Source organism: Catellatospora sp. NPDC049609 (assembly GCF_040675365.1).
GTDB lineage: Bacteria > Actinomycetota > Actinomycetes > Mycobacteriales > Micromonosporaceae > Catellatospora.
The window spans coordinates 67,554-87,379 of sequence record NZ_JBFAOU010000012.1 but is presented as its reverse complement, the minus strand read 5'-3'; the positions used below and the strand labels follow the sequence as shown (position 1 = coordinate 87,379).

16 protein-coding genes are annotated in these 19,826 nt (G+C 74.1%); 4 read left to right on the top strand and 12 right to left on the bottom strand.

The features are described 5' to 3' along the window. Positions 1-21 precede the first annotated feature (21 nt). On the bottom strand, positions 22-783 hold the full coding sequence (gene fabG, locus AB0J67_RS05955) for a 3-oxoacyl-ACP reductase FabG (protein WP_363476715.1): 762 nt from the start codon (positions 781-783) through the stop codon (positions 22-24). Between the two features lie 80 nt (positions 784-863). Then, complete coding sequence (locus tag AB0J67_RS05950; RefSeq protein WP_363476713.1) at positions 864-2,012, bottom strand: acyl-CoA dehydrogenase family protein; 1,149 nt, start codon at positions 2,010-2,012, stop codon at positions 864-866. A gap of 88 nt (positions 2,013-2,100) precedes the next feature. Here AB0J67_RS05950 and AB0J67_RS05945 point away from each other — a divergent pair, with 88 nt between their 5' ends. The 3 genes from AB0J67_RS05945 to AB0J67_RS05935 all read left to right on the top strand — a co-directional run bounded on the left by AB0J67_RS05945 (position 2,101) and on the right by AB0J67_RS05935 (position 5,913). Further along, complete coding sequence (locus tag AB0J67_RS05945; protein ID WP_363476711.1) at positions 2,101-2,748, top strand: TetR/AcrR family transcriptional regulator C-terminal domain-containing protein; 648 nt, start codon at positions 2,101-2,103, stop codon at positions 2,746-2,748. Positions 2,749-3,271: 523 nt separating this feature from the next. Continuing rightward, positions 3,272-4,732, top strand: coding sequence for an aldehyde dehydrogenase family protein (locus tag AB0J67_RS05940; RefSeq protein WP_363476710.1), 1,461 nt, complete (start codon positions 3,272-3,274; stop codon positions 4,730-4,732). 107 nt (positions 4,733-4,839) lie between these two features. After that, positions 4,840-5,913 (top strand): zinc-binding dehydrogenase, encoded by a 1,074-nt coding sequence (locus AB0J67_RS05935; RefSeq protein ID WP_363476739.1) that lies wholly within the window; start codon positions 4,840-4,842, stop codon positions 5,911-5,913. A gap of 185 nt (positions 5,914-6,098) precedes the next feature. Here the strand turns inward: AB0J67_RS05935 and AB0J67_RS05930 are convergent, their stop codons facing one another. The 3 genes from AB0J67_RS05930 to AB0J67_RS05920 all read right to left on the bottom strand — a co-directional run bounded on the left by AB0J67_RS05930 (position 6,099) and on the right by AB0J67_RS05920 (position 10,738). Next, positions 6,099-8,855, bottom strand: coding sequence for an AAA family ATPase (locus AB0J67_RS05930; protein WP_363476708.1), 2,757 nt, complete (start codon positions 8,853-8,855; stop codon positions 6,099-6,101). A gap of 127 nt (positions 8,856-8,982) precedes the next feature. After that, positions 8,983-9,603, bottom strand: coding sequence for a TetR/AcrR family transcriptional regulator (locus tag AB0J67_RS05925; RefSeq protein WP_363476706.1), 621 nt, complete (start codon positions 9,601-9,603; stop codon positions 8,983-8,985). Between the two features lie 421 nt (positions 9,604-10,024). Then, positions 10,025-10,738, bottom strand: a complete 714-nt coding sequence (locus AB0J67_RS05920) for an SDR family oxidoreductase (RefSeq protein ID WP_363476737.1) — start codon at positions 10,736-10,738, stop codon at positions 10,025-10,027. A 251-nt stretch (positions 10,739-10,989) separates the two neighbouring features. On the opposite strand from AB0J67_RS05920, the gene AB0J67_RS05915 reads away from it, so the two are divergent. Next, positions 10,990-12,210 (top strand): acetyl-CoA C-acetyltransferase, encoded by a 1,221-nt coding sequence (locus AB0J67_RS05915; RefSeq protein WP_363476704.1) that lies wholly within the window; start codon positions 10,990-10,992, stop codon positions 12,208-12,210. A 132-nt stretch (positions 12,211-12,342) separates the two neighbouring features. Here AB0J67_RS05915 and AB0J67_RS05910 read toward each other — a convergent pair whose 3' ends face one another. The 7 genes from AB0J67_RS05910 to AB0J67_RS05880 all read right to left on the bottom strand — a co-directional run bounded on the left by AB0J67_RS05910 (position 12,343) and on the right by AB0J67_RS05880 (position 19,743). Then, positions 12,343-13,620 carry an ABC transporter substrate-binding protein gene (locus AB0J67_RS05910; protein ID WP_363476702.1) on the bottom strand — a complete coding sequence of 426 codons (1,278 nt, stop codon included), beginning with the start codon at positions 13,618-13,620 and terminating at the stop codon, positions 12,343-12,345. Between the two features lie 86 nt (positions 13,621-13,706). Next, complete coding sequence (locus tag AB0J67_RS05905; protein ID WP_363476700.1) at positions 13,707-14,750, bottom strand: branched-chain amino acid ABC transporter permease; 1,044 nt, start codon at positions 14,748-14,750, stop codon at positions 13,707-13,709. After that, complete coding sequence (locus AB0J67_RS05900) at positions 14,747-15,625, bottom strand: branched-chain amino acid ABC transporter permease (protein WP_363476698.1); 879 nt, start codon at positions 15,623-15,625, stop codon at positions 14,747-14,749. Before AB0J67_RS05900 ends, AB0J67_RS05905 begins: the two co-directional genes overlap by 4 nt. 25 nt (positions 15,626-15,650) lie before the next feature. Further along, on the bottom strand, positions 15,651-16,415 hold the full coding sequence (locus AB0J67_RS05895) for an ABC transporter ATP-binding protein (protein WP_363476696.1): 765 nt from the start codon (positions 16,413-16,415) through the stop codon (positions 15,651-15,653). Next, complete coding sequence (locus tag AB0J67_RS05890; protein WP_363476735.1) at positions 16,412-17,239, bottom strand: ABC transporter ATP-binding protein; 828 nt, start codon at positions 17,237-17,239, stop codon at positions 16,412-16,414. The genes AB0J67_RS05895 and AB0J67_RS05890 overlap by 4 nt, the downstream gene beginning before the upstream one ends. A gap of 216 nt (positions 17,240-17,455) precedes the next feature. Beyond that, positions 17,456-18,559, bottom strand: coding sequence for an acyl-CoA dehydrogenase family protein (locus tag AB0J67_RS05885; protein ID WP_363476694.1), 1,104 nt, complete (start codon positions 18,557-18,559; stop codon positions 17,456-17,458). Beyond that, complete coding sequence (locus AB0J67_RS05880) at positions 18,556-19,743, bottom strand: acyl-CoA dehydrogenase family protein (RefSeq protein WP_363476692.1); 1,188 nt, start codon at positions 19,741-19,743, stop codon at positions 18,556-18,558. Before AB0J67_RS05880 ends, AB0J67_RS05885 begins: the two co-directional genes overlap by 4 nt. Between the last annotated feature and the right edge of the window lie 83 nt (positions 19,744-19,826).

The following is a 19,826-nucleotide window of genomic DNA, read 5'->3' as shown; positions in this document are numbered from 1 at the left end:
GTGTTCGGCGAGCCGGACGGCTCAGCGGGCGCCGCCGTTGACGTAGAGGGTCTGCCCGGTGACGAAGGAGGCGTCGTCGCTGGCCAGGAACGCGATGACCGAGGCGATCTCCGCGGGCTGGGCGACCCGGCGCAGCGGCGTGTGCTCGGAGGCCCACTGCTGGTGCGCCTGCGCGGTCGAGCCGACCCGCTCCGCGGTCGCCGCGGTCATCGCGGTGGCCACGTAGCCGGGCGCGACCGCGTTGACGCAGATGTTGAACGGGCCCAGCTCGATGGCCAGCGTCGCGGTCAGCCCCTGCACGCCCGCCTTGGCCGCGGCGTAGTTGGCCTGCCCCCGGTTACCCAGCGCGGACCGGCTGCTCAGGCTCACGATCTTGCCGTACTTCGCCGGCACCATGTGCTTCTGCGCCGCCTGGACGCAGTAGAACATGCTGGTCAGGTTGGTGTTCAGCACCGCGTGCCAGTCCGCGGCGCTCATCTTGAACAGCAGGTCGTCCCGGGTGATCCCGGCGTTGTTCACCAGGATGTCCAGCCGCCCGTGCTCGGCCACCACCCGCTCGGTCATCGCATGCACCGCCGCCTCGTCGGTGACGTCGCAGCCGTACCCGGCCGCCGTCCCGCCCGCCGCCGTGATCTCCTTCGCCAGCGCCTCGCTGCGCTCCACGCTCAGATCCACCACCGCGACGGTCGCGCCCTCGCCGGCCAGCCGCTTCGCGGTCGCCGCCCCGATCCCCTGCGCGCCCCCGGTCACGATCGCGACCCGCCCGCCGAACCTGTTCCCCATGCTCTCTTCCTTTCAGGAAAGGAAGGGCACCTTCTTAACGCTATGGGTAGAAGAAGGTGCCCTTCTTAACGTGTCACCGGTCAGAAGGCGTTCACGCCGGTCAGGGCGCGGCCTATCAGGAGTTGCTGGATCTGGCTGGTGCCCTCGTAGAGGGTGGTCACCCGCGCGTCGCGCAGGTACTTGCCGACCGGGTACTCGTCGATGTAGCCGTACCCGCCGAACACCTGCAGGCCCTTGTTCGCCGCGCGCACCGCGGCCTCGCTGGCGAACAGCTTCGCCATGGACGCCTCGGTCGCGAACGGCTGCCCGCGGTCGATCAGGTCGGCGACCCGCCACACCAGCAGCCGGGCCGCCGCGGCGTCCACCGCGATCTCCGCGAGCAACTGCTGGACCAGCTGGTACGCCGCGATCGGCTTGCCGAACTGGGTGCGCTGCTTGGCGTACGCCACCGCCGCGTCCAGGCAGCCCTGCACGATGCCGACGCAGCCGGCGGCGACCGACATCCGGCCCTTGTCCAGCGTCGACATGGCCAGGTGGAACCCCCGCCCCTCCGCGCCGAGCACGGCGTCGGCGCCCACCCGCACCCCGTCGAAGACCAGCTCCGCGGTCGGCTGGCCGCGCAGCCCGAGCTTGCCGTGGATCTCCCGCCGGGTCAGCCCCGGCGCATCCGTGGGCACCAGGAACGCGGTGATGCCACGTGGCCCCGGCTCGCCGGTGCGCGCGAACACCAGCGCCACGTCGGCCCAGGTGCCGTTGGTGATGAAGAGCTTCGAGCCGGTCAGCCGCCAGCCGTCGCCGTCCCGCTCGGCGCGGGTGGTCAGCGACGCCGCGTCGGAGCCGGTGCCCGGCTCGGTGAGTGCGAAGCAGCCCAGCAGGTCGCCGCCGCACAGGCCAGGCAGCCAGCGGGCGCGCTGCGCGTCGGTGCCGTACGCCGCAACGGGCTTGGCGACCAGGCCCAGCGAGACCGACACCAGCCCGCGCACGGACGAGTCGCCCCGGCCCAGCTCCTCCAGCACCAGGCAGTACGCCAGGTGGTCGCCGCCGCTGCCGCCGTGCTCCTCGGCGACGGTCAGGCCGAGCAAACCCAGCTCGCCGAGCTGCTTGACCACGGTGCGGTCGACGCTCTCGCGCCGGTCCCACTCGGCCGTGTGCGGGACGACCTCGCGGTCGACGAACTCGGCGGCCAGCCGCCGCAGCGCGGCGTGTTCCGGCGACAGTGTCATGTCCACGCCAATAAACTAGCGGTGAAAGTTTTATCGCGTCCAGACCCTGTTATGGCAGAGTTTCGGACGAGTGACGACAGAGGGAGACCCGCACATGCCCCGGCCGAGCCAGGCCCTGCTGAGCCGGCAGCGCATCGTCGAGACGGCCGCCGCGATGATCGACGCCGACGGGCTGGCCGCCTTCTCCACCCGCCGCCTGGCCGCCGAGCTGGGCGTACGCGGGCCGTCGCTGTACAACCACTTCGCCACCAAGGACGACATCCTGGACGCCGTCGCCGACGCGATCATCGCGGGCGTGGACGTGTCGTTCTTCGCCACCCACGACTGGCGCGAGGCGCTGAAGCTGTGGGCGCGCTCCTACCGGGCGGCGCTCACCGCGCACCCGAACATCGTCCCGTTCCTGGCCCAGGGTCCCGGCCGCCGCCCGGCCGCACTGCACATGGCCGACGCGGTGTACGGCGCGCTGGTCAAGGCGGGCTGGCCGCCGGCCCGCGCCACCCACATCGGCGCGGTCATGCGCTACCTGGTCGCGGGCTCGTCGCTGGGCTCGTTCGCCCGCGGCTTCGTCGAGGACCCGGAGCTGTACGCGGCCCACTACCCGCACCTGTCCCAGGCCCACCGCCTGGCCGAGCACCAGCACAGCGTCGACGAGGGCGCGTTCGCGCTCGGCCTCGACGCCCTGATCGACGGCCTGGCCAGGGAGTACGAGGCCACCGTCGCCCCGCTGCCGCCACGCGGCTGAACCCGGCTCCGCTCGCCCGGCCGCGCCCCCAGCCGGCCGAGTGTCGGCAGGTGTTCTGCCTGGCCGCGGCGCCGCCCAACCTTGCCCGCAGCCGACTTTGCTCTGCACACAGAATACGCACCGCGGCAGCGGCTTTGCTCTGCACACCAATACGCACCACGGCGGCGCCTTGCTCTGCACACCAATGCGCACCCCCGCGGCGGCCCTGCTCTGCACACCAATACGCACCCCCGCGGCGGCCCTGCTCTGCACACGAATACGCACCACGCCCGCCGATACGCACGGCGCGTATTGGTGTGCAGAGCAAAGCGTCCCGCGGCAAGCTGTCCGGACCCGGCCCGGGGGCGGCTCGACCGGCCCACCCCTGGAACCACGCCCCGACTCGTACTACAGTCGAAACTTGCAGCGCTAGTTTTGCGGGCCCCGGCGCATCGTGGGCCCGCCCGCTATCGCGGCCCTGACGGCGTCGTCCCCGCTCCCCCGCGGTCCCGCCCAGCACGGCCGCCCGATGGGAAGGGACCGCATGGACCTGGCAGCCGCGGCGACGCATCCGGGACGCACCGCCCCGATCGCCGACCGCACCGAGCTCTACCTCGACGGACGCTGGACCGCACCGCACGGCACCGGTGTCATCGCCGTCGAGGACCCCACCACCGAGCAGATCATCGCGCATGTGCCGGCCGGGGACGCGGTGGACGTCGACCGCGCCGTCGCCGCCGCGAAGGCCGCGTTCGGCCCCTGGTCGGCGCTGGCCCCGGCCGAGCGCGCCGCGCACCTGGACCGGCTGCACGCGGCGCTGTCCGCCCGCGCGGGCGAGATCGCCACCACGGTCGCCCGCGAGCTGGGTACGCCGATGAAGGTCGCCACCCGCGTCCAGGCCGGGCTGCCGCTGACCGTGCTGAAGAGCTACGTCGAGCTGGCCGGGCAGCCGGAGGCCACACACACCGTGGGCAACTCGCTGATCGTCGGCGAGCCGGTCGGCGTGGTCGGCGCGATCACCCCGTGGAACTACCCGCTGCACCAGATCATGGCCAAGCTGGCCGGGGCGCTGGCCGCGGGCTGCACGGTGGTGCTCAAGCCCGCCGACCTGACGCCGCTGGTGGCGTACCTGCTGTTCGACGCGGTCGATGAGGCGGGTCTGCCGCCGGGCGTGGCCAACCTGGTCACCGGGCCCGGTTCGGTGGTCGGCTCGGCCATCGCCGGGCACCCGGACGTGGACCTGGTGTCGTTCACCGGCTCCACCGCCGTCGGCGCGCGCATCTCGCACCTGGCCGCCGACCGCATCGCGCGGGTCGCGCTGGAGCTGGGCGGCAAGTCCGCCAACGTGATCCTGGAGGACGCCGACCTGCGCCGGGCGGTCAAGACCGGCGTGGCCAACGCGTTCCTCAACTCCGGCCAGACCTGCACCGCCTGGACCCGCATGCTGGTGCACCGCTCCCGGTACGACGAGGCGCTGGCGATCGCCGCCGAGGCCGCCGCCGGGCAGACGCTGGGCGACCCGTTCGACGAGGGCACCCGGCTCGGGCCGCTGGCCTCGGCCGCGCAGCGCGAGACCGTGCGCGGGTACATCGAGCGCGGGCTCGCCGACGGGGCACGCCTGGTCGCGGGCGGCCTGCACGCCGCCGTGCCGGACCGGGGGTACTTCGTCGCGCCGACCGTGCTGGCCGACGTGCACCCCGACAGCACGGTCGCCCAGGAGGAGATCTTCGGGCCGGTGCTGGTGGTGATCCCGTTCGACACCGACGACGAGGCCGTCGCCATCGCCAACAACTCCCGGTACGGCCTGGCCGGCGCGGTCTGGTCCGGCGACGAGGAGCGGGCGCTGGCCGTGGCGCGGCGGATGCGTACGGGTGCGGTCGACGTGAACGGCGGGGCGTTCAACCCGCTCGCGCCGTTCGGCGGGTTCAAGCAGTCCGGCATCGGCCGCGAGCTGGGCCGCCACGGCCTGGACGAGTTCCTCGAGACGAAGGCGATCCAGCGATGAGCGCCCCCGCGACCGGCCCGAACCCCCACGGCGAGCCCGGCGCGACTCCCGCCGACACCACCGGCGCAGGTCCGGCCGACGGCTCCGGGGTCGCCGGCCCGCGCACCGTGCGCGCGCTGGTGTGCCGCGACGCCGGGGCGGCGCTGGCCGTCGAGGAGATCGTGCTGCCCGAGCTGGGGCCACGCGACGTGCGGGTGCGCATCCGGGCCGCCGGGGTCTGCCACTCCGACCTGTCCATGGTGAACGGGACGCTCAAGGCGGCGTACCCGCTGGTCCTGGGGCATGAGGCGGCGGGCGTGGTGACCGCGGCCGGGCCGGAGGCGAACGTCGCCGTGGGCGCGCACGTGGTGCTGAACTGGGCGCCGCCGTGCCGCACCTGCTGGTTCTGCACGCACGGCCAGCCGTGGCTGTGCGAGACCGCGGGCGTGGCGACCACGCCGCGCGGCAGCACCGCCGACGGCGGCCCGCTGCACGTCACGCTCGGCCTCGGCGCGCTCGCCGAGGAGGTCGTGGTCGGCGATCACGCCGTCATCGCCGTACCCGACGAGCTGCCCTTCGCCACCGCGGCGCTGCTCGGCTGCGCGGTGCTGACCGGCGTCGGGGCGGTGCTGCGCACGGCGGCGCTGCGGGCCGGGGAGTCCGCGCTCGTCATCGGACTCGGCGGCGTGGGCCTGTCCACGGTCATGGCCGCGCGGGCCGCCGGGGCCGACCCGGTCATCGCCGTGGACGTCTCCGACGCCAAGCGGGAGCTGGCCCTGGCCGCCGGGGCGACCCACTTCCTGGTATCCGGCGACGAGCTGAGCGGCCAGGTGCGCGGGCTCACCGAGCGGCGCGGCGCCGACCACTCCTTCGAGTGCGTGGGCAGGTCGGCGACGATCCGCGCGGCCTGGCGGGCCACCCGGCGCGGAGGCCAGGTGACCGTGGTCGGCATGGGCGCCAAGGACGACATGGTCAGCCTCGCCGCGCTCGACGTGTTCCACTCCGCCCGGACCCTGCGCTCGTCGGTTTACGGCAACTCCGATCCGGACCGCGACGTGCCCGACCTGGCCCGCCAGGTGCTCGCGGGCGACCTGGACCCGGCGGCGCTGATCACCGACCGCGTCACCCTGGACGAGGCCGCCGCGGCCTTCGCCCGCATGGCCCGCGGCGAGGGCGCCCGCACCGTCGTCCTCCTCCCCTGACCCACCCCACCCGAGGCCGCCGATCCTTCGCGGACCGGCGGCCTCGCCGCGCCCCGGCCGGGCCGGGCGGGCCGGGCGGGCCGGGCGGGCCGGGCGGGCCATGATCGTTCGACTTGCCTGGCACATGGGCGAATGAGCGGTCAAGATACGCCCATCTGCCTGGCAAGTCGGACGATCATGGGGCCTCAGGTGAGGGCTTTGGCGAGTTCGGTGCGGGAGCGGATGTTGAGGCGGGCGAAGATGTTGCGCATGTGGTGGTCGACGGTGCGGGTGCTGAGGAACAGCTGCACGGCGACCTCGCGGTTCGTCGCGCCGTCGCAGACCAGGCGGGCTATCTGGAGCTGCTGGGCGGTGAGCACGTCGGCGGCGCGGACGGCGGGGGCGTCGACCGCCTCGCCCGCGGCGCGCAGCTCGGCGCGGGCCTGGTCGGTCCAGGCGGGCACGTCCAGGCGGGTGAACGTCTCCAGCGCATGGTGCAGGTGCTCGCGCGCGTCGCGGGGGCGGCGGGCCCGGCGCAGCTCCTGGCCGTAGAGCAGCTCGGTGCGGGCCTGTTCGAAGTCCGCCTCCCCGGCCAGGTGCAGCGCGAGCGCCTGCTGGAAGTGCTCCTCGGCCGCGTCGCTGCCGCGCGGGGCGAGCAGGGCGTGGCAGCGGGCCGACAGCGCCCGGCGCACCGGGTCGCCGGTCGACGCCGCCCACCGGTCGAAGCCGTCCAGGGCGGCGATCGCCTGCTCCCGGCCGTCGCCGCGGACCGCGGCCTCGACCAGCCAGGGCGTCGCCATCGCCTGCACCACGACATGCCCCCGGCCGGTACGCGGGCAGGCGATGGCCGCGATCCGGGTCACCGTGTCGGCGGGACGGCCGGCGAGCAGGTCCAGCACGGCCAGCGCCCACTGGCTCAGCGCCTTGGGCCGGTTGGCCTGCCCGGTGCCGGGCGCCACCTCGATGTCGCGGATGCGCCGCAGGGACAGCTCCCGCTCGCCCCGGATGGCCGCCAGCACCGCGAGCATCGCCTGGTGGTCACCCGCGTAGTTGCCCTGCCCGCAGGTACGCGCCGCGCGCAGCCCCTGCAGGCTGGTGGCCGCGGCGGCGTCGTAGCGGCCCAGCCAGTACTCGGCGTACGCGGTCATCTCCAGGGCGAGCGGGAGCGCCGACACGTCGCCGGTGTCGCGGGCGACCTCGACCGCCCGGGTGGCCAGCCGGTGCGCGCCGACGTCGTCGGCCAGCAGCAATGCGGCGGCGGCGGCGCAGGTCAGCGGGGACGCGGTGTCGAGCGCGGCGCCGAGGTCGACGACCCGGTGCAGCGGCGCCAGCGCCCGCTCGTGCCGACCGAGGAAGGTCGCCGCGAACCCGGCGATGTGCTCGAACACGACCTCGAGGTGGTCGGGGTCGCCGGGCCGGCGCAGCGCCGCGGCCCGCTTGGCGACCTCGGCGTAGCGCGGGTAGTCGCCGGAGAAGCAGATCGCCTCGCCCGCCCGCATCAGCGCGAGCACGGCCAGCTCCCGCCGGTTGCCGGCGAGCCGGTCGGCCAGGGACAGCAGCGACTCGACGGCGTTGACGGTGGCCCCGGCGCGCAGCTCGATCTCGCCGGACAGCACCTCGCTCTCGGCGGTGGCCGACCGGTCCCGGGCCGCCGGCTGGGCCTGGCGCAGCAGGCTGCGGGCCCGGTGCGGGCTGCCGGACTGCCAGGCGTACCGGGCGGCGGTGACCAGCCGGCTGGCCGCCCCGGCGGGTTCGGTGGTCAGCTGCGCGGCGTGCTCCAGCGCCGCGGAGGCGCGCGAGTAACCGCCCCCGCTGGCCGCGTCCTCCAGCTCCTCGGCCAGCCGCGCGTCGGGCCCGTACGCCGCCGCGGCCAGGTGCACGGCACGGCGCAACCGCTCCCGGTCCGGGTCGAGGGTCTGCGCCAGGTGCAGGTGCGCGGCGCGGCGCTGGGCCAGCGGCGCCTCCTCGTACGCCAGCGTGCGGGCCAGCGGCTGCGGGAACACGATGCCGCCCCGGCCGACCCGGACCAGCCCGGCGCGTTCGGCCGGGGCGAGCGCGGCGATGTCCACGCCGGACCCGAGCGCGGCGCGGACCAGCCCCGCCGCGTCGTTCTCCTCGTCGGCCGCGGCGAGCAGCAGCAGCCAGCGGGTGTCCGAGGGCAGCCCGTCGAGCCGGGCCCGGTACGCCCGCAGCAGGGCGCTGTCGGCGGGCAGCCGGGTGGGCAGCGGCGCCTCGCCGCGGCGCTGGCTGTCGGTGAGCGAGGCGGCGAGGTCGGCCAGCGCGCGCGGGTTCCCGCCCGCCAGCACGGCTAGGGAGGCCAGCGTGTCACCGTCGCCGCCGTCGCCGTCGAGCGCCCCGGACCCGTCGTGCAGCAGGTCGGCGAGCATGGCGCGGCTCGCGCGGGGGTCGAGCTCCCGCACGGGCAGCAGCGGTACGCCGCTCAGCACCGGCTCTGCCGAGGCGGCCAGCAGCAGCGCCACCCGGTGGGCGCGCAGCCGCCGGGCGGCGAACGCGATCACGTCGAGGGAGGGCCGGTCCAGCGCGTGCACGTCGTCGACGCAGCACAGCACGGGCCGCTCCCGGCCGAGCTCGCCGAGCAGGGTGAGCACGGCCATGGCCAGGGCGAGCCGGTCGTGGTCGGCGCAGCCCGCGCCGGACAGCGTCCCGTCGAGCACCCGCGCCTGCAGGGTGGGCAGCGCCGCGATCCGGTCGGTCACGGGTTGCAGCAGGCTCTGCAGCCCCGCGTACGGCAGGTCGGCCTCCTCGGGTAGCCCGACCGCCTCCAGCAGGCAGCTCCCGGCGGGTGCGGTCGCGGCGGCGGCGCGCAGCAGCGCGGTCTTGCCGCTGCCCAGGTCGCCGTGCAGGAGCAGGGCGCCACCGGTGCCGGACGCGGCCGCGGCCAGCAGCGCGGCGATGGTCTGCAGCTCGCGCTCCCGGCCGCGCAGCAGGAGGTGGTGCGCCACGGGGCGCGCGGCGACGGCCGCGGCGTGCCGGGGCGAACGATCCGTTGGTATGTGCACTGTCGATGCATTTACCATTCCGACAGTGTTACCTATAAGTAACGCGGTTGGAAAGACGTTAATCGTGCCGCTATGACATGCCGGAGGCCATCGCGTTCAAGAGCAGCGCGGTGACGGTGCGGACCATGACCCCGCGCGCCGCCGCCACGTCCAGCCCCAGCCCGTCGCGCAGCATGGACCAGTTCGCCCACATGGTCGCGGCGAGCAGCGCGTGCAGCAGCTGGTCCCGCCCCGGCCCGGCCATCTCCAGCTCCGGCGCGAACAGCACGCTCACCTCGTCGCGTACCCGGTCGATGTGCTTGAGGCGGTTGCGGTGCAGCTGCGCCGAGACCGGCTCGCGCATCGCGGCGGCGCGCGCCATCGGGGCGATCAGCTGCAGCAGCTCGGCGCGCTGGCGGCAGAACTCCTCCACCCGCCGGTGCAGCGGCAGCGCCGGGTCCACCGGCCGGAACGCCGCGTCCTGGCTCGCCAGCACCCGCACGCCGCTCGCCTCGAACAGGGTCTCCATGTCGGCGAAGTTGGTCCACAGGGCGCGCAGCGACACCCCCGCCCGCTCGGCGATGCGCTCACCGGTCGGCCGCAGATCACCCTCGGTGATCAGGGCGAGGTGCGCGTCGACGATCGCGGCGCGGGTGCGCTCGGCGCGGGCGGTCCGTCCGTCGACCCTGCCCGCCGTGCCGGTCCTGCTCATAGCGCTCCGCCAACCTCTCCGCGGTCCCCGCGGACCGCCGACCGTATGTGCACGCAGAGTGTAGTCGCGCCGCCAGGTCGAGACTCCCGGCCGCCGCAGCGGTGCCCACCCGGCGACGGCCTCCGCTCCGCGCCTTGGCCGGGCCCGCCTGGACAGGTGCTCGCCGCGCCGCGACATCTTCTGGGTTGTCGCGACAACTCCTGGGTTGACGGCCCGCGCGGAACACACCCGCGCCCGGCGGCTGTCGCCCCGCATGGAAGGCATCCGCATCCGACGGCTACCGCCCCGCGCAGAAGACCCCCGCATCCGGCGGCCGTCAGCCCGTGCGGAAGCCACCTGGTGCCGGCACCCGCGACGCTCACGCGTCCCGGCCGGCGAGGACTGCCGATCCGGGCCGGCCCTCGCCGGCCGAGCTCCGGCATCAGCCGGTGCCCAGGCGCTGTTCCAAGTCCTGCTGCAGCCGGTTCATGCCGCGCAGCCAGCGGTCGGTGTCGGCCGCGCGCCGCTGGTAGAAGCCGGCCACCTCGGGATGGGGCAGCACCAGGAAGTCGTCGCCGCCCAGTGCGGCGACCACGGCCTCGGCGACCTCCTCGGCGCTGATCGCGCCGGGATCGAGCAGCACGCCGCCGCCGGGGCCGGAGGCCTCCAGCATCGGGGTGCGCACGCCCTGCGGGCACAGCGCCTGCACGGTCACGCCGCGGTGGCCGTAGGTGGCCCGCAGCCATTCGGCGTAGGCGACGGCGCCGTGCTTGGTCACCGCGTACGGCGCGTTGCCGAGCATGGTGAGCAGGCCCGCCGCGGAGGCGGTGACCAGCAGCCGCCCGGTGCCCGCGGCGAGCCAGCGCGGCAGCAGGGCCTCGGCGGCGTGTACGTGTGCCAGCACGTTGACCCGCCAGGCCAGCTCCCACGCGTTCGGGGAGTCGGCGGGCGGCGCGACGCCCGCGTTGGCGCAGAACAGGTCGAGCCCTCCGAACGACTCCCAGGCGAAGTCGACGAGCGCGGCGACCTGCGCCGGGTCGGTCACGTCGGCCGGGAACGCCGGCCCGCCGACCTCGGCGGCGACGCGCTGCGCCGCGACGGGATCGCGGTCGTTGACGACCACCCGGGCACCGGCCGCGGCGAACCGGCGGGCCATGGCGGCGCCGATGCCGGAGCCGGCACCGGTGACGACGACCGCGGCGCCGTCGAGGAGAAGGGCGGTCACAAGGGGTTCCTTTCCGGAGCTGCTAGTTGCACTAGCAGTGCTGATATTAGGGTCGCCGCCGTGCCCGGTCAACGCGTGCGCCGAGGGTGACAAGGCCCACCCGGCACGCCATTGACAGCAGGCCACAGAAAGACGCAGCGTGAGTGCATAAAGTTTGCCCGTACTCGCGAAAGGACAAGGACGTGCCTGAAGCTGTGGTGGTCGCCGCCGCCCGCTCCCCCATCGGCCGGGCCAACAAGGGCTCGCTGGTCACGATGCGCCCCGACGACCTGGCCGCGGCCATCGTACGCGCGGCCCTGGACCAGGTGCCCGAGCTGGACCCGCGCGAGATCGGCGACCTGATGCTCGGCTGCGGCCAGCCCGCCGGGGAGCAGGGCCACAACCTCGGCCGCGTGGTCGCCACCATGCTGGGATTCGACCACCTTCCCGGCACCACCATCAACCGGTACTGCTCCTCCTCGCTGCAGACCACCCGGATGGCGCTGCACGCGATCCGGGCCGGCGAGGGCGACGTGTTCCTCTCCGTCGGCGTCGAGTGCGTGTCGCGTTACGGCAACGGCCGCAGCGACGGCATGCCGGGCACCCGCAACGCCGTCTACGACACCGCGCTGGCGCGCACCGAGGCCCGGGCCGAGGCGGGGGCGCCGACCTGGCACGACCCGCGTGAGGACGGCGAGCTGCCCGACGTGTACATCGCGATGGGCCAGACCGCGGAGAACGTCGCCCAGCTCAAGGGGATCACCCGCGAGACGCAGGACGAGTTCGCCTGCCGCTCGCAGAACCTCGCCGAGAAGGCGATCGCCGACGGCTTCTGGGCCCGCGAGATCACCCCGGTGACGCTGCCGGACGGCACCGTGGTCAGCGCCGACGACGGCCCGCGCGCCGGGACGACGCTGGCCGCGCTGGCCGGGCTCAAGCCGGTGTTCCGGCCCGACGGCACGGTCACCGCCGGCAACGCCTGCCCGCTCAACGACGGCGCCGCCGCCCTGGTCATCATGTCCGACCGCCGCGCCGCCGAGCTCGGCATCACGCCGCTGGCCCGGATCGTCTCCACCGGCCTGTCCGGCCTGTCCCCCGAGATCATGGGCCTGGGCCCGGTCGAGGCGTCCCGGCAGGCGCTGGCCCGCGCCGGCATGTCCATCAACGACGTCGACCTCGTCGAGATCAACGAGGCGTTCGCCGTCCAGGTCGTCGGCAGCGCCGCCGAGCTGGGCATCGACCTGGACAAGCTCAACGTCAACGGCGGCGCGATCGCCGTCGGCCACCCCTTCGGCATGACCGGCGCCCGCATCACCACCACCCTGCTCAACTCGCTGCGCTGGCACGACAAGAGCATCGGCCTGGAGACCATGTGCGTCGGCGGCGGCCAGGGCATGGCCATGGTCCTCGAACGCCTCTCCTGACCCCGCCCACCCCACCGGCCCGGCACGCATGGCGCGTGCCGGGCCGGTGCTGTCAGGCGTCGATCATGAGGTTGTGCCGGGGACACGCCGTCGAGCCGTGCCATAAGTTCATGATCGACGGGAGGGAGGGGGTCAGGCGGTGGGGATGCTGTTGGCGGGCGGGGCGGGGCGCTGCTCGGCGAACTCGTTGACCGGGCCCGCTTCGGAGTCGGTCTCGTAGACGGGGCCGAAGAACTCCTGGTTGCCGGCGGTGACCTTGGTGAGGCGGCCGCCGCCCATGCCGGAGTGGTCGTCCTTGCTGAAGCGCAGGGGGGCCAGGCCGGGGCCCTTGAAGCCGCCCTTCTCCAGCGCGGCGATCAGGCCCTCGCGGGTGAGGTCCTTGCCGGAGGCCTGCAGCGCCTGGACGAAGAGGTACGCCACGGACATGCCGTAGACGGTGTTGCCGTTGAAGGGGGCGCTGCCGTTGTGCTGGTCGTGGATCTTCTTGAACATGGCGGTCCACGGGTCGTTCATGTCCACCGGCGACGGCAGGTTGGAGATGCCGACCATGCCCTCCAGCAGCACCTTGCCCTCACCGAGCATCTTGGACAGGGTGAGGTAGTCCGAGCCGACGTTGGACACGACCCACGACGGGGCGAACTTGAGGCGGGCCGCGGTGCCCAGCGACAGCGCGGTGAAGCCGGGCACGGTGGCCAGCACGACGACCTCGCAGCCGGCCGCCTTCAGGGCGCCGATCTGCGGGGCGACGTTCTGGTTGCTGGTGACGTACTTCTCCTTGGCGACCACGGCGCCCGCGCCGAGCACCTGCTCGACGCCGACCAGGCTGTCGCGGCCGAAGTCGTCGTCCTGGCCGAAGAAGCAGACCTTCTTGCCGGCGTGGGTGGCCTTGATGTGGCTGGCCAGGATCTTGCCCTCGACCGTGTAGTCGGTGTTGAAGCCGAACGTGCCCGGGTACTTCTGCGGCTGGTCCCAGCTGCGGCTGCCCGAGGCGACGAACAGGTCCGGCACCCGGTTGGTCTTCAGGAAGTCCAGCACGCCGGTGTGGGTGGGCGTGCCCAGGCCGTTCAGGATCGCGAACACCTTGTCCTCCAGCACCAGCTGGCGGACCACGGTCTGGGTGTTGGCCGGGTTGTACCCGTCGTCCATGATCTTGTAGTTGATCTTACGGCCGTGCACGCCGCCGTTGGCGTTGACGTAGTCGAAGTACGCCTTGCTGGCGGGGGCGATCTCGGAGTAGCCGGCCGAGGCGGGCCCGGTCAGCGGCATGTGCGTGCCGACCAGGATCTCGGTGGCGGTCACGCCCGGCACCTCGGCCGGCGGGGTGTTCGCGTCCTCGCCGCAGGCCGCGACGGCCGTGAGCAGCACGGCAGCCGTGGCGAGCGAGAGCCCGCGTCGGGTCAGGCGATTCATGGTGACACCGATCCTTCCGCATAATATTGACTGATATCGATGAAACAGGGTGGGGCGGTGGTGGTGCGGGTGGTGCGGCCGTGTGATCAGCGGGCGGCGGCCCGCCTCCGGAACCGGGCGCCGATCCGGCGCAGCAGTCCCTGCACGCCCCCGGGGGCGGCGATCATCACGACGATCAGGGTCAGCCCGAAGACGGCCAGCGGGAGGTTGCCCTCCAGGCGCTGCGCCACCGCGGGCGACAGGGAGACCCACCCGGTGCTGTCGTGGGTGAGGTCGGGCAGCGCGACGAGCAGGACCGCTCCCCACACCGCCCCGGACAGGCTGCCCAGGCCGCCGATGACCACGGCCATCAGCAGGAACAGCGACAGGGTCAGCGAGAACGCGCCCGGCGAGACACTCTGCGCCAGCAGCGCCATCAGCCCGCCCCCGAGGCCCGCGCAGGCGGCGCTCACCACGAAGGCCAGCACCTGGGTACGCGCCAGGTGGATGCCCGCGAGCCGGGCGGCCACCTCGTCGTCGCGCACCGCGCGCAGGTTGCGCCCGACGCGGCTGCGTACCAGGTTGGCCAGCAGCAGCATGGTGAGCAGCGCCCCGGCCAGCGCGATCCAGGCCTGCCAGCGCTCGTTCGGGAAGTACAGGCCCAGCGACAGCGGCGGCGGCTCGACGTACACGCCGAGGCCCTGCTCGCTGTTGAAGACCTCGTCGAAGGTGACCGTCGCGGCGGGCACCGCGATGGCCACGGCCAGCGTGACACCGGCCAGGTACGGCCCGCGCAGCCGGGCGGCGGCCAGCCCGATCACGGCGCCCGCGGCCATGGTGACCAGCACGCCCAGCGCCAGCGACAGCGGCAGCACCTGGTTGCCGACGATGCCCGCCTCGGACAGCGCGTTCTGCGACAGCGCCACCGTGTACGCGCCGACCGCCATCAGCGCCCCGTGCCCCAGCGACAGCTGCCCGTTGAGCCCGACCAGCACGGTCAGCCCGGCCGTGGCGCACAGGTACGCCGCGACGGTGGCGAGCTGGAAGTTGCGGAACGGCTCCAGCTCCCAGGTCAGCAGGTAGAGCGCCACCCCGGCGAGCAGCGTGAACGCCAGGTGCCGCAGCAGCGTCGAGTTGCGGAGGATGCTCATACCTGCCTCGCCACGGTGCTGGAGAAGAGGCCGCCGGGGCGGACCAGCAGCACCGCGAGCAGCAGCACCAGGACCGCCATCGGGGTGACGTCGCTGCCCAGGTAGCCGCTGACGTACGAGAGGATCAGGCCGACGGCCAGGCCGCCGACCACCGCGCCGGGCGGGCTGTCCAGCCCGCCGACGACCGCCGCGGTGAACGCGGACACGAAGACCAGGTCCATGGCGTGCGGGTGCAGGCCCAGCTCGGTGGGGATGACCAGCATCGCGGCGAGCGCGCCGACCGCCGAGGCCAGCGCCCAGCCCAGCGTCAGCATGCCGCCGACGTTGACGCCGAGCAGCCGGGACACCTCCGGGGCGAAGGCTGAGGCCCGCATGCGAAGCCCGACGGGGGTACGCGTGAACAGCAGCGCGAGCCCGACCACCACCAGCAGCACCGCGCCGAAGACGAACAGGTCGTAGCGCGACAGCAGCGGCACCCCGCCGGCGGTGAGCGCGGTCCGGCTGAACGGCGTGCCCGCGGGCAGGAACTCGTTGCCGTACACCATGCCCAGCACCGCCTGGAGCACCAGCACCAGCCCGAGCGCCACGATGACCTCGGCCAGCGGCGAGGTGTGGTCGACGAAGCGCATCACCGCCCGCTCGACGACCAGGCCGATCAGCAGGCCGCCGACCAGTGCCGCGCCGAAGCCCAGCCAGTACGAGCCGGTCGCGCTGGTGACGCTGTAGGCGGCGTACGCGGCGGCCACCGCCATCGCGCCCTGGGCGAAGTTGACGATGCGCGCGGCCCGCCAGATCAATACCAGGGCCAGCGCGAACGCGGCCAGCACCGCACCCTTGGACAGGCCGTCGAAGGTGAGAAAGACGAAGCGGTCCAATGTGCCCTCCTTTCGTGGTCGCGGGTCAGAAGCCCAGGTAGGCGTGGCGGAGTTCCTCGTCGTCGCGCAGCCGGTCGGCGCTGGTCGCGGTGACGACGCGGCCCAGCGACATGACCACCGCCTCGTCGGCGACCGACAGCGCGCTGCGCACGTTCTGCTCGACCAGCAGCACGGTGAGCCCGGTGCGGTCGCGCAGCTCCCGCAGCAGCCCCATGATCTGGGCGATGACGCGCGGGGCGAGCCCGAGCGACGGCTCGTCGAGCAGCAGCAGCCGCGGCCGGGCCACCAGGGCGCGGCCCAGCGCGAGCATCTGCCGCTCGCCGCCGGACAGCTGGTGCCCGGCGTGCCGGCGGCGCTGGGCCAGCGGCGGGAACAGCTCGTACACCTCGGCGAGCGCCTGCGCGGCGTCGGCGCGGTCGCGCCGCCACAGCCCGCCCAGCCGCAGGTTCTCGTCGACGGTCAGCTCGGCGACCACGCCCCGGCCCTCGGGCACGTGCGCCATGCCGCGGCGCACCAGCTGCTCCACCGGCACGTCGCGCAGCGGCTGCCCGCCGAAGACGATCTCCCCGGCACTCGGCCGGACCAGGCCGGACAGGGTGCGCAGCAGCGTCGTCTTGCCCGCACCGTTGGCGCCGAGCACGGCCGCGATGGTCCCGGCCCGCACGGTCAGGTCGATGTCGGAGAGCACGGGCGCCGCGCCGTACCCGGCGGTCAGCCCGGACACCCGCAGGATCACGTCGGCGGTCGCGCCGGCGCGGGGCGCGGCGGCGGTCGTGGTGTCGGCGGTCATGCCGCGGCCTCCTGGGCGAGCGGGGTGGAGTCGGCCTCGGCGCCGAGGTAGGCCTCGGTCACCGCCGGGTTGTCGCGCACCTCCTGTGGGGTGCCGGTGGCGATGAGCCGCCCGAAGTCGAGCACCGCGATCCGGTCGCAGACCCGCATCACCAGGTCCATGTGGTGCTCGACCAGCATCACCGAGCAGCCCGCCTCGCCCGGCAGGCCGGTGATCACCTCGGCCAGCTCCTCGATGTCCTGCGCGCCGAGACCGCCCGCGGGCTCGTCCAGCAGCAGCAGGCGCGGGCGGGCGGCCAGCGCGCGGGCCAGCGCGACCCGCTTGCCGACCGCGTACGGCAGGGTGCCCGGCAGCGCGGCGGCGTAGCCGGCCACGCCGAAGCGCTCCAGCAGCGCCAGGGCCTCCTCGCGCAGCCGCCGCTCGTCGCGGTCGCTGCGCGGCAGGCCGAGCAGCCCGGAGAAGAAGCCCGCACGGGCGGTGCAGGTCGCCCCGGCCATCACGTTCTCCAGCACGGTCAGGCCGCGGAACAGGCCGACGCCCTGCAGGGTGCGCACGACACCGAGCCCGGCGAGCCGGTGCGGCTGCGGGGCCAGCGGGGCGCCGTTGAGCTCCAGCGTGCCGGAGGTGGGCCGGACCAGGCCGCAGACCACGTTGAACAGCGTGGTCTTGCCCGCGCCGTTGGGTCCGATCACGCCGACCACCTGACCGGGCGCCACCTCCAGCGTCACGTCGTCCAATGCGGTCAGACCGCCGAATCGCACCCCGATGCCGCGCAGGGCGAGGCGGTGCCCTGCCGCGCTTGTCTCGCCGGACGGCGGTTTCATCGTCACCTCTGCATTCGGGGTCGGGATGAGGAAGGACTAAGTAATTACACTAGGAGTGTAGGTTTGGGAAACGGCTCGTCAATACCCTTGTTACGAGCCCGTGACCTCAATGAACGAACCCGTTCAAATCACACGGTCCACCCCCCGCCGACCGGGACGACCCGGCCGCCGGCAAGATCACTACATGCACCCCCGATGAACCAACCATGCGGGCGGTCAGGCGGAAGGCAGGTCCACGAGCGCGGCGAGGACACTGCGGTGGTGGGCGGCGGTGCCGTACGCGATCGCCGCGCTCTTGGCCCGTTTCAGGTACAGGTGCGCGGGGTGTTCCCAGGTGAAGCCGATGCCGCCGTGCATCTGCACGCACTCCTCGGCCGCCCGCACCGCCACCGGCCCGCAGTGCGCCTGGGCCAGCGCCGCCGCGAGCCGGGCGTCCGGGTCGTCGGCGGCCGCGCAGACCGCGGCGTGCCGAGCCGCGGCGCGCGCCTGGACCAGCTCCACCCACAGGTCGGCGAGCCGGTGCTTGAGCGCCTGGAACGAGCCGACCGCGCGGCCGAACTGGTACCGCGTGCGCAGGTGCTCGACCGTCGTGTCCAGACACCACTGCGCCAGGCCGACCTGCTCCGAGGCGAGCAGCGCGGCCCCGGTGACCAGTGCCGCGTCCAGCGCCGCCGCCGCGCGTGGCCCGGAGGCCAGCAGCCGGGCGGGCGCGTTCCAGAACGCGACGTCGCACAGCGGACGGGTCTCGTCCAGCGACACCACCTGCTCGCGCACCACCCCCGCCGCCGTCACGTCCACCACGTACAGGCCCCCGTCCGCGGGCACCAGCAGCACCGTCGCCCGCAGCGCCTCGGCGACGCTGCGGACCGTCCCGTTGAGCAGCGGCCCGCCGTCGCCCAAAACGGTGACCTCGACGTCGGACGGCGGCGGCGCGGCCGGGCCGGTGGCGAACGGCAGCGCCAGCGCGATCACCTCCCCGCCCGCCACCGCGCGCAGCAGGTCGGTCTCGCCGAGGTGGAGCAGGGCGCGGGCGGCGACGGCGGTGCCCAGGTACGGCACCGGGGCGCAGGCGCGGCCCAGCTCCTCCAGCACCACGGCGGTCTCGGCGAGCGTGGCGCCCGCGCCGCCGAGATGCTCGGGGACGGCCAGGGCGGCCAGCCCCGTCTCGACGGCGAGCAGCCGCCACAGGTCGGCGTCGTCGGGCTCGGTGCTCTCGGCGACCTTGAGCACCCGCGTCCACGGGGCGTGGTCGCCGAGCATGGCCCGCACCGAGTCGCGCAGCAGCTCCTGCTCCTCGGTGTAGCGCAGGTCGAGGTTCATCGGGGCAGGTCCTTCCAGGCGGCGCCGGTGTCGGTGCGCGGTTCGGCGGGCAGCCCGAGCACCCGCTCGGCGACGATGTTGCGCAGGATCTCGGAGGTGCCACCCTCGATCGAGTTGCCCTTGGCGCGCAGCCAGCGGTAGGTCGCGCCGCGTCCGATCAGGTCGACCTCCTCGGGCCGGTGCGCGTCCCAGCCGTCGTGGCGCAGTCCCTCGGCGCCGAGCAGCTCGACCTCGACGCCGGAGATCTGCTGGGTGAGCGCGGCGAAGGCCAGCTTCATGGCCGAGCCCTCCGGTCCGGGCTCGCCCGCGGCGAGCTGCTGGCGCAGGCGTACCCCGGTCAGCCGCAGCGTCTCGGCGCGCACCCACAGCCGCAGCACCTCGTCGTGCAGGGCCGGGGTGCGCAGTTCGGGGCGTTCCCGCCAGGTGCGGGCGAGCACGCCGATCATGCCGCCCTCGCGGGGCAGCGCGCCGCCGCCGATCGCGACGCGCTCGTTCATCAGCGTGGTGCGCGCGACCGCCCAGCCTTCGCCGACCGCGCCGATCCGCAGCTCGTCGGGCAGCCGTACGCCGGACAGGAAGACCTCGTTGAACTCGGCCTCGCCGGTGGCCTGGCGCAGCGGGCGCACCTCGACGCCGGGGGCGTGCATGTCGCAGACGAAGTAGGTCAGGCCCTGGTGCTTGGGCACGGCCGGGTCGGTGCGGGCGAGCAGGATGCCCCAGCGCGCGTGGTGCGCCATGGAGGTCCACACCTTCTGCCCGTCGACGAGCCAGCCGTCGCCGTCGCGTACCGCGCGGGTGGCGACGCCCGCCAGGTCGGAGCCGGCGCCGGGCTCGCTGAACAGCTGGCACCAGACCTCCTCGCCGGTCCACAGCGGGCGCAGGTAGCGCTCGCGCTGGGCGGCGGTGCCGTGGCGCAGCACGGTCGGCGCCGCCATGCCCAGCCCGATGCTGATGCGCCGGGGCCGGTTGTCCGGGGCGCCCGCCGCGGCGAAGCGCTGGTCCACCACGGGTTGCAGCACTCGTGGTGCACCGAGTCCGCCCAGCCCGACCGGGTAGTGCACCCAGGCTAGCCCGGCGTCGAAGCGGGCACGCAGGAACTCGAGCCGATCGCCTGCCGGATCGTGCCCGGCCAGGAAACCGTCGACCCGCGCCAGCAGGTCCTCGGCGGTGACAGGCGCTGCCACGCGGCTCTCCTCCCATGGAAACAAGATGCACTGCGAGTGCAATATAAGGGTGCACGCGGTCCGGGCGGAAGGGGTGGGCGGCC

Coding starts and splice junctions, on each gene's coding strand:
- AB0J67_RS05895 (WP_363476696.1), bottom strand. CDS start 16,415: ATGACCGCCGACACCACGACCGCCGCCGCGCCCCGCGCCGGCGCGACC.
- AB0J67_RS05890 (WP_363476735.1), bottom strand. CDS start 17,239: ATGAAACCGCCGTCCGGCGAGACAAGCGCGGCAGGGCACCGCCTCGCC.
- AB0J67_RS05925 (WP_363476706.1), bottom strand. CDS start 9,603: ATGAGCAGGACCGGCACGGCGGGCAGGGTCGACGGACGGACCGCCCGC.
- AB0J67_RS05940 (WP_363476710.1), top strand. CDS start 3,272: ATGGACCTGGCAGCCGCGGCGACGCATCCGGGACGCACCGCCCCGATC.
- AB0J67_RS05945 (WP_363476711.1), top strand. CDS start 2,101: ATGCCCCGGCCGAGCCAGGCCCTGCTGAGCCGGCAGCGCATCGTCGAG.
- AB0J67_RS05910 (WP_363476702.1), bottom strand. CDS start 13,620: ATGAATCGCCTGACCCGACGCGGGCTCTCGCTCGCCACGGCTGCCGTG.
- AB0J67_RS05920 (WP_363476737.1), bottom strand. CDS start 10,738: ATGGCCCGCCGGTTCGCCGCGGCCGGTGCCCGGGTGGTCGTCAACGAC.
- fabG (WP_363476715.1), bottom strand. CDS start 783: ATGGGGAACAGGTTCGGCGGGCGGGTCGCGATCGTGACCGGGGGCGCG.
- AB0J67_RS05905 (WP_363476700.1), bottom strand. CDS start 14,750: ATGAGCATCCTCCGCAACTCGACGCTGCTGCGGCACCTGGCGTTCACG.
- AB0J67_RS05885 (WP_363476694.1), bottom strand. CDS start 18,559: ATGAACCTCGACCTGCGCTACACCGAGGAGCAGGAGCTGCTGCGCGAC.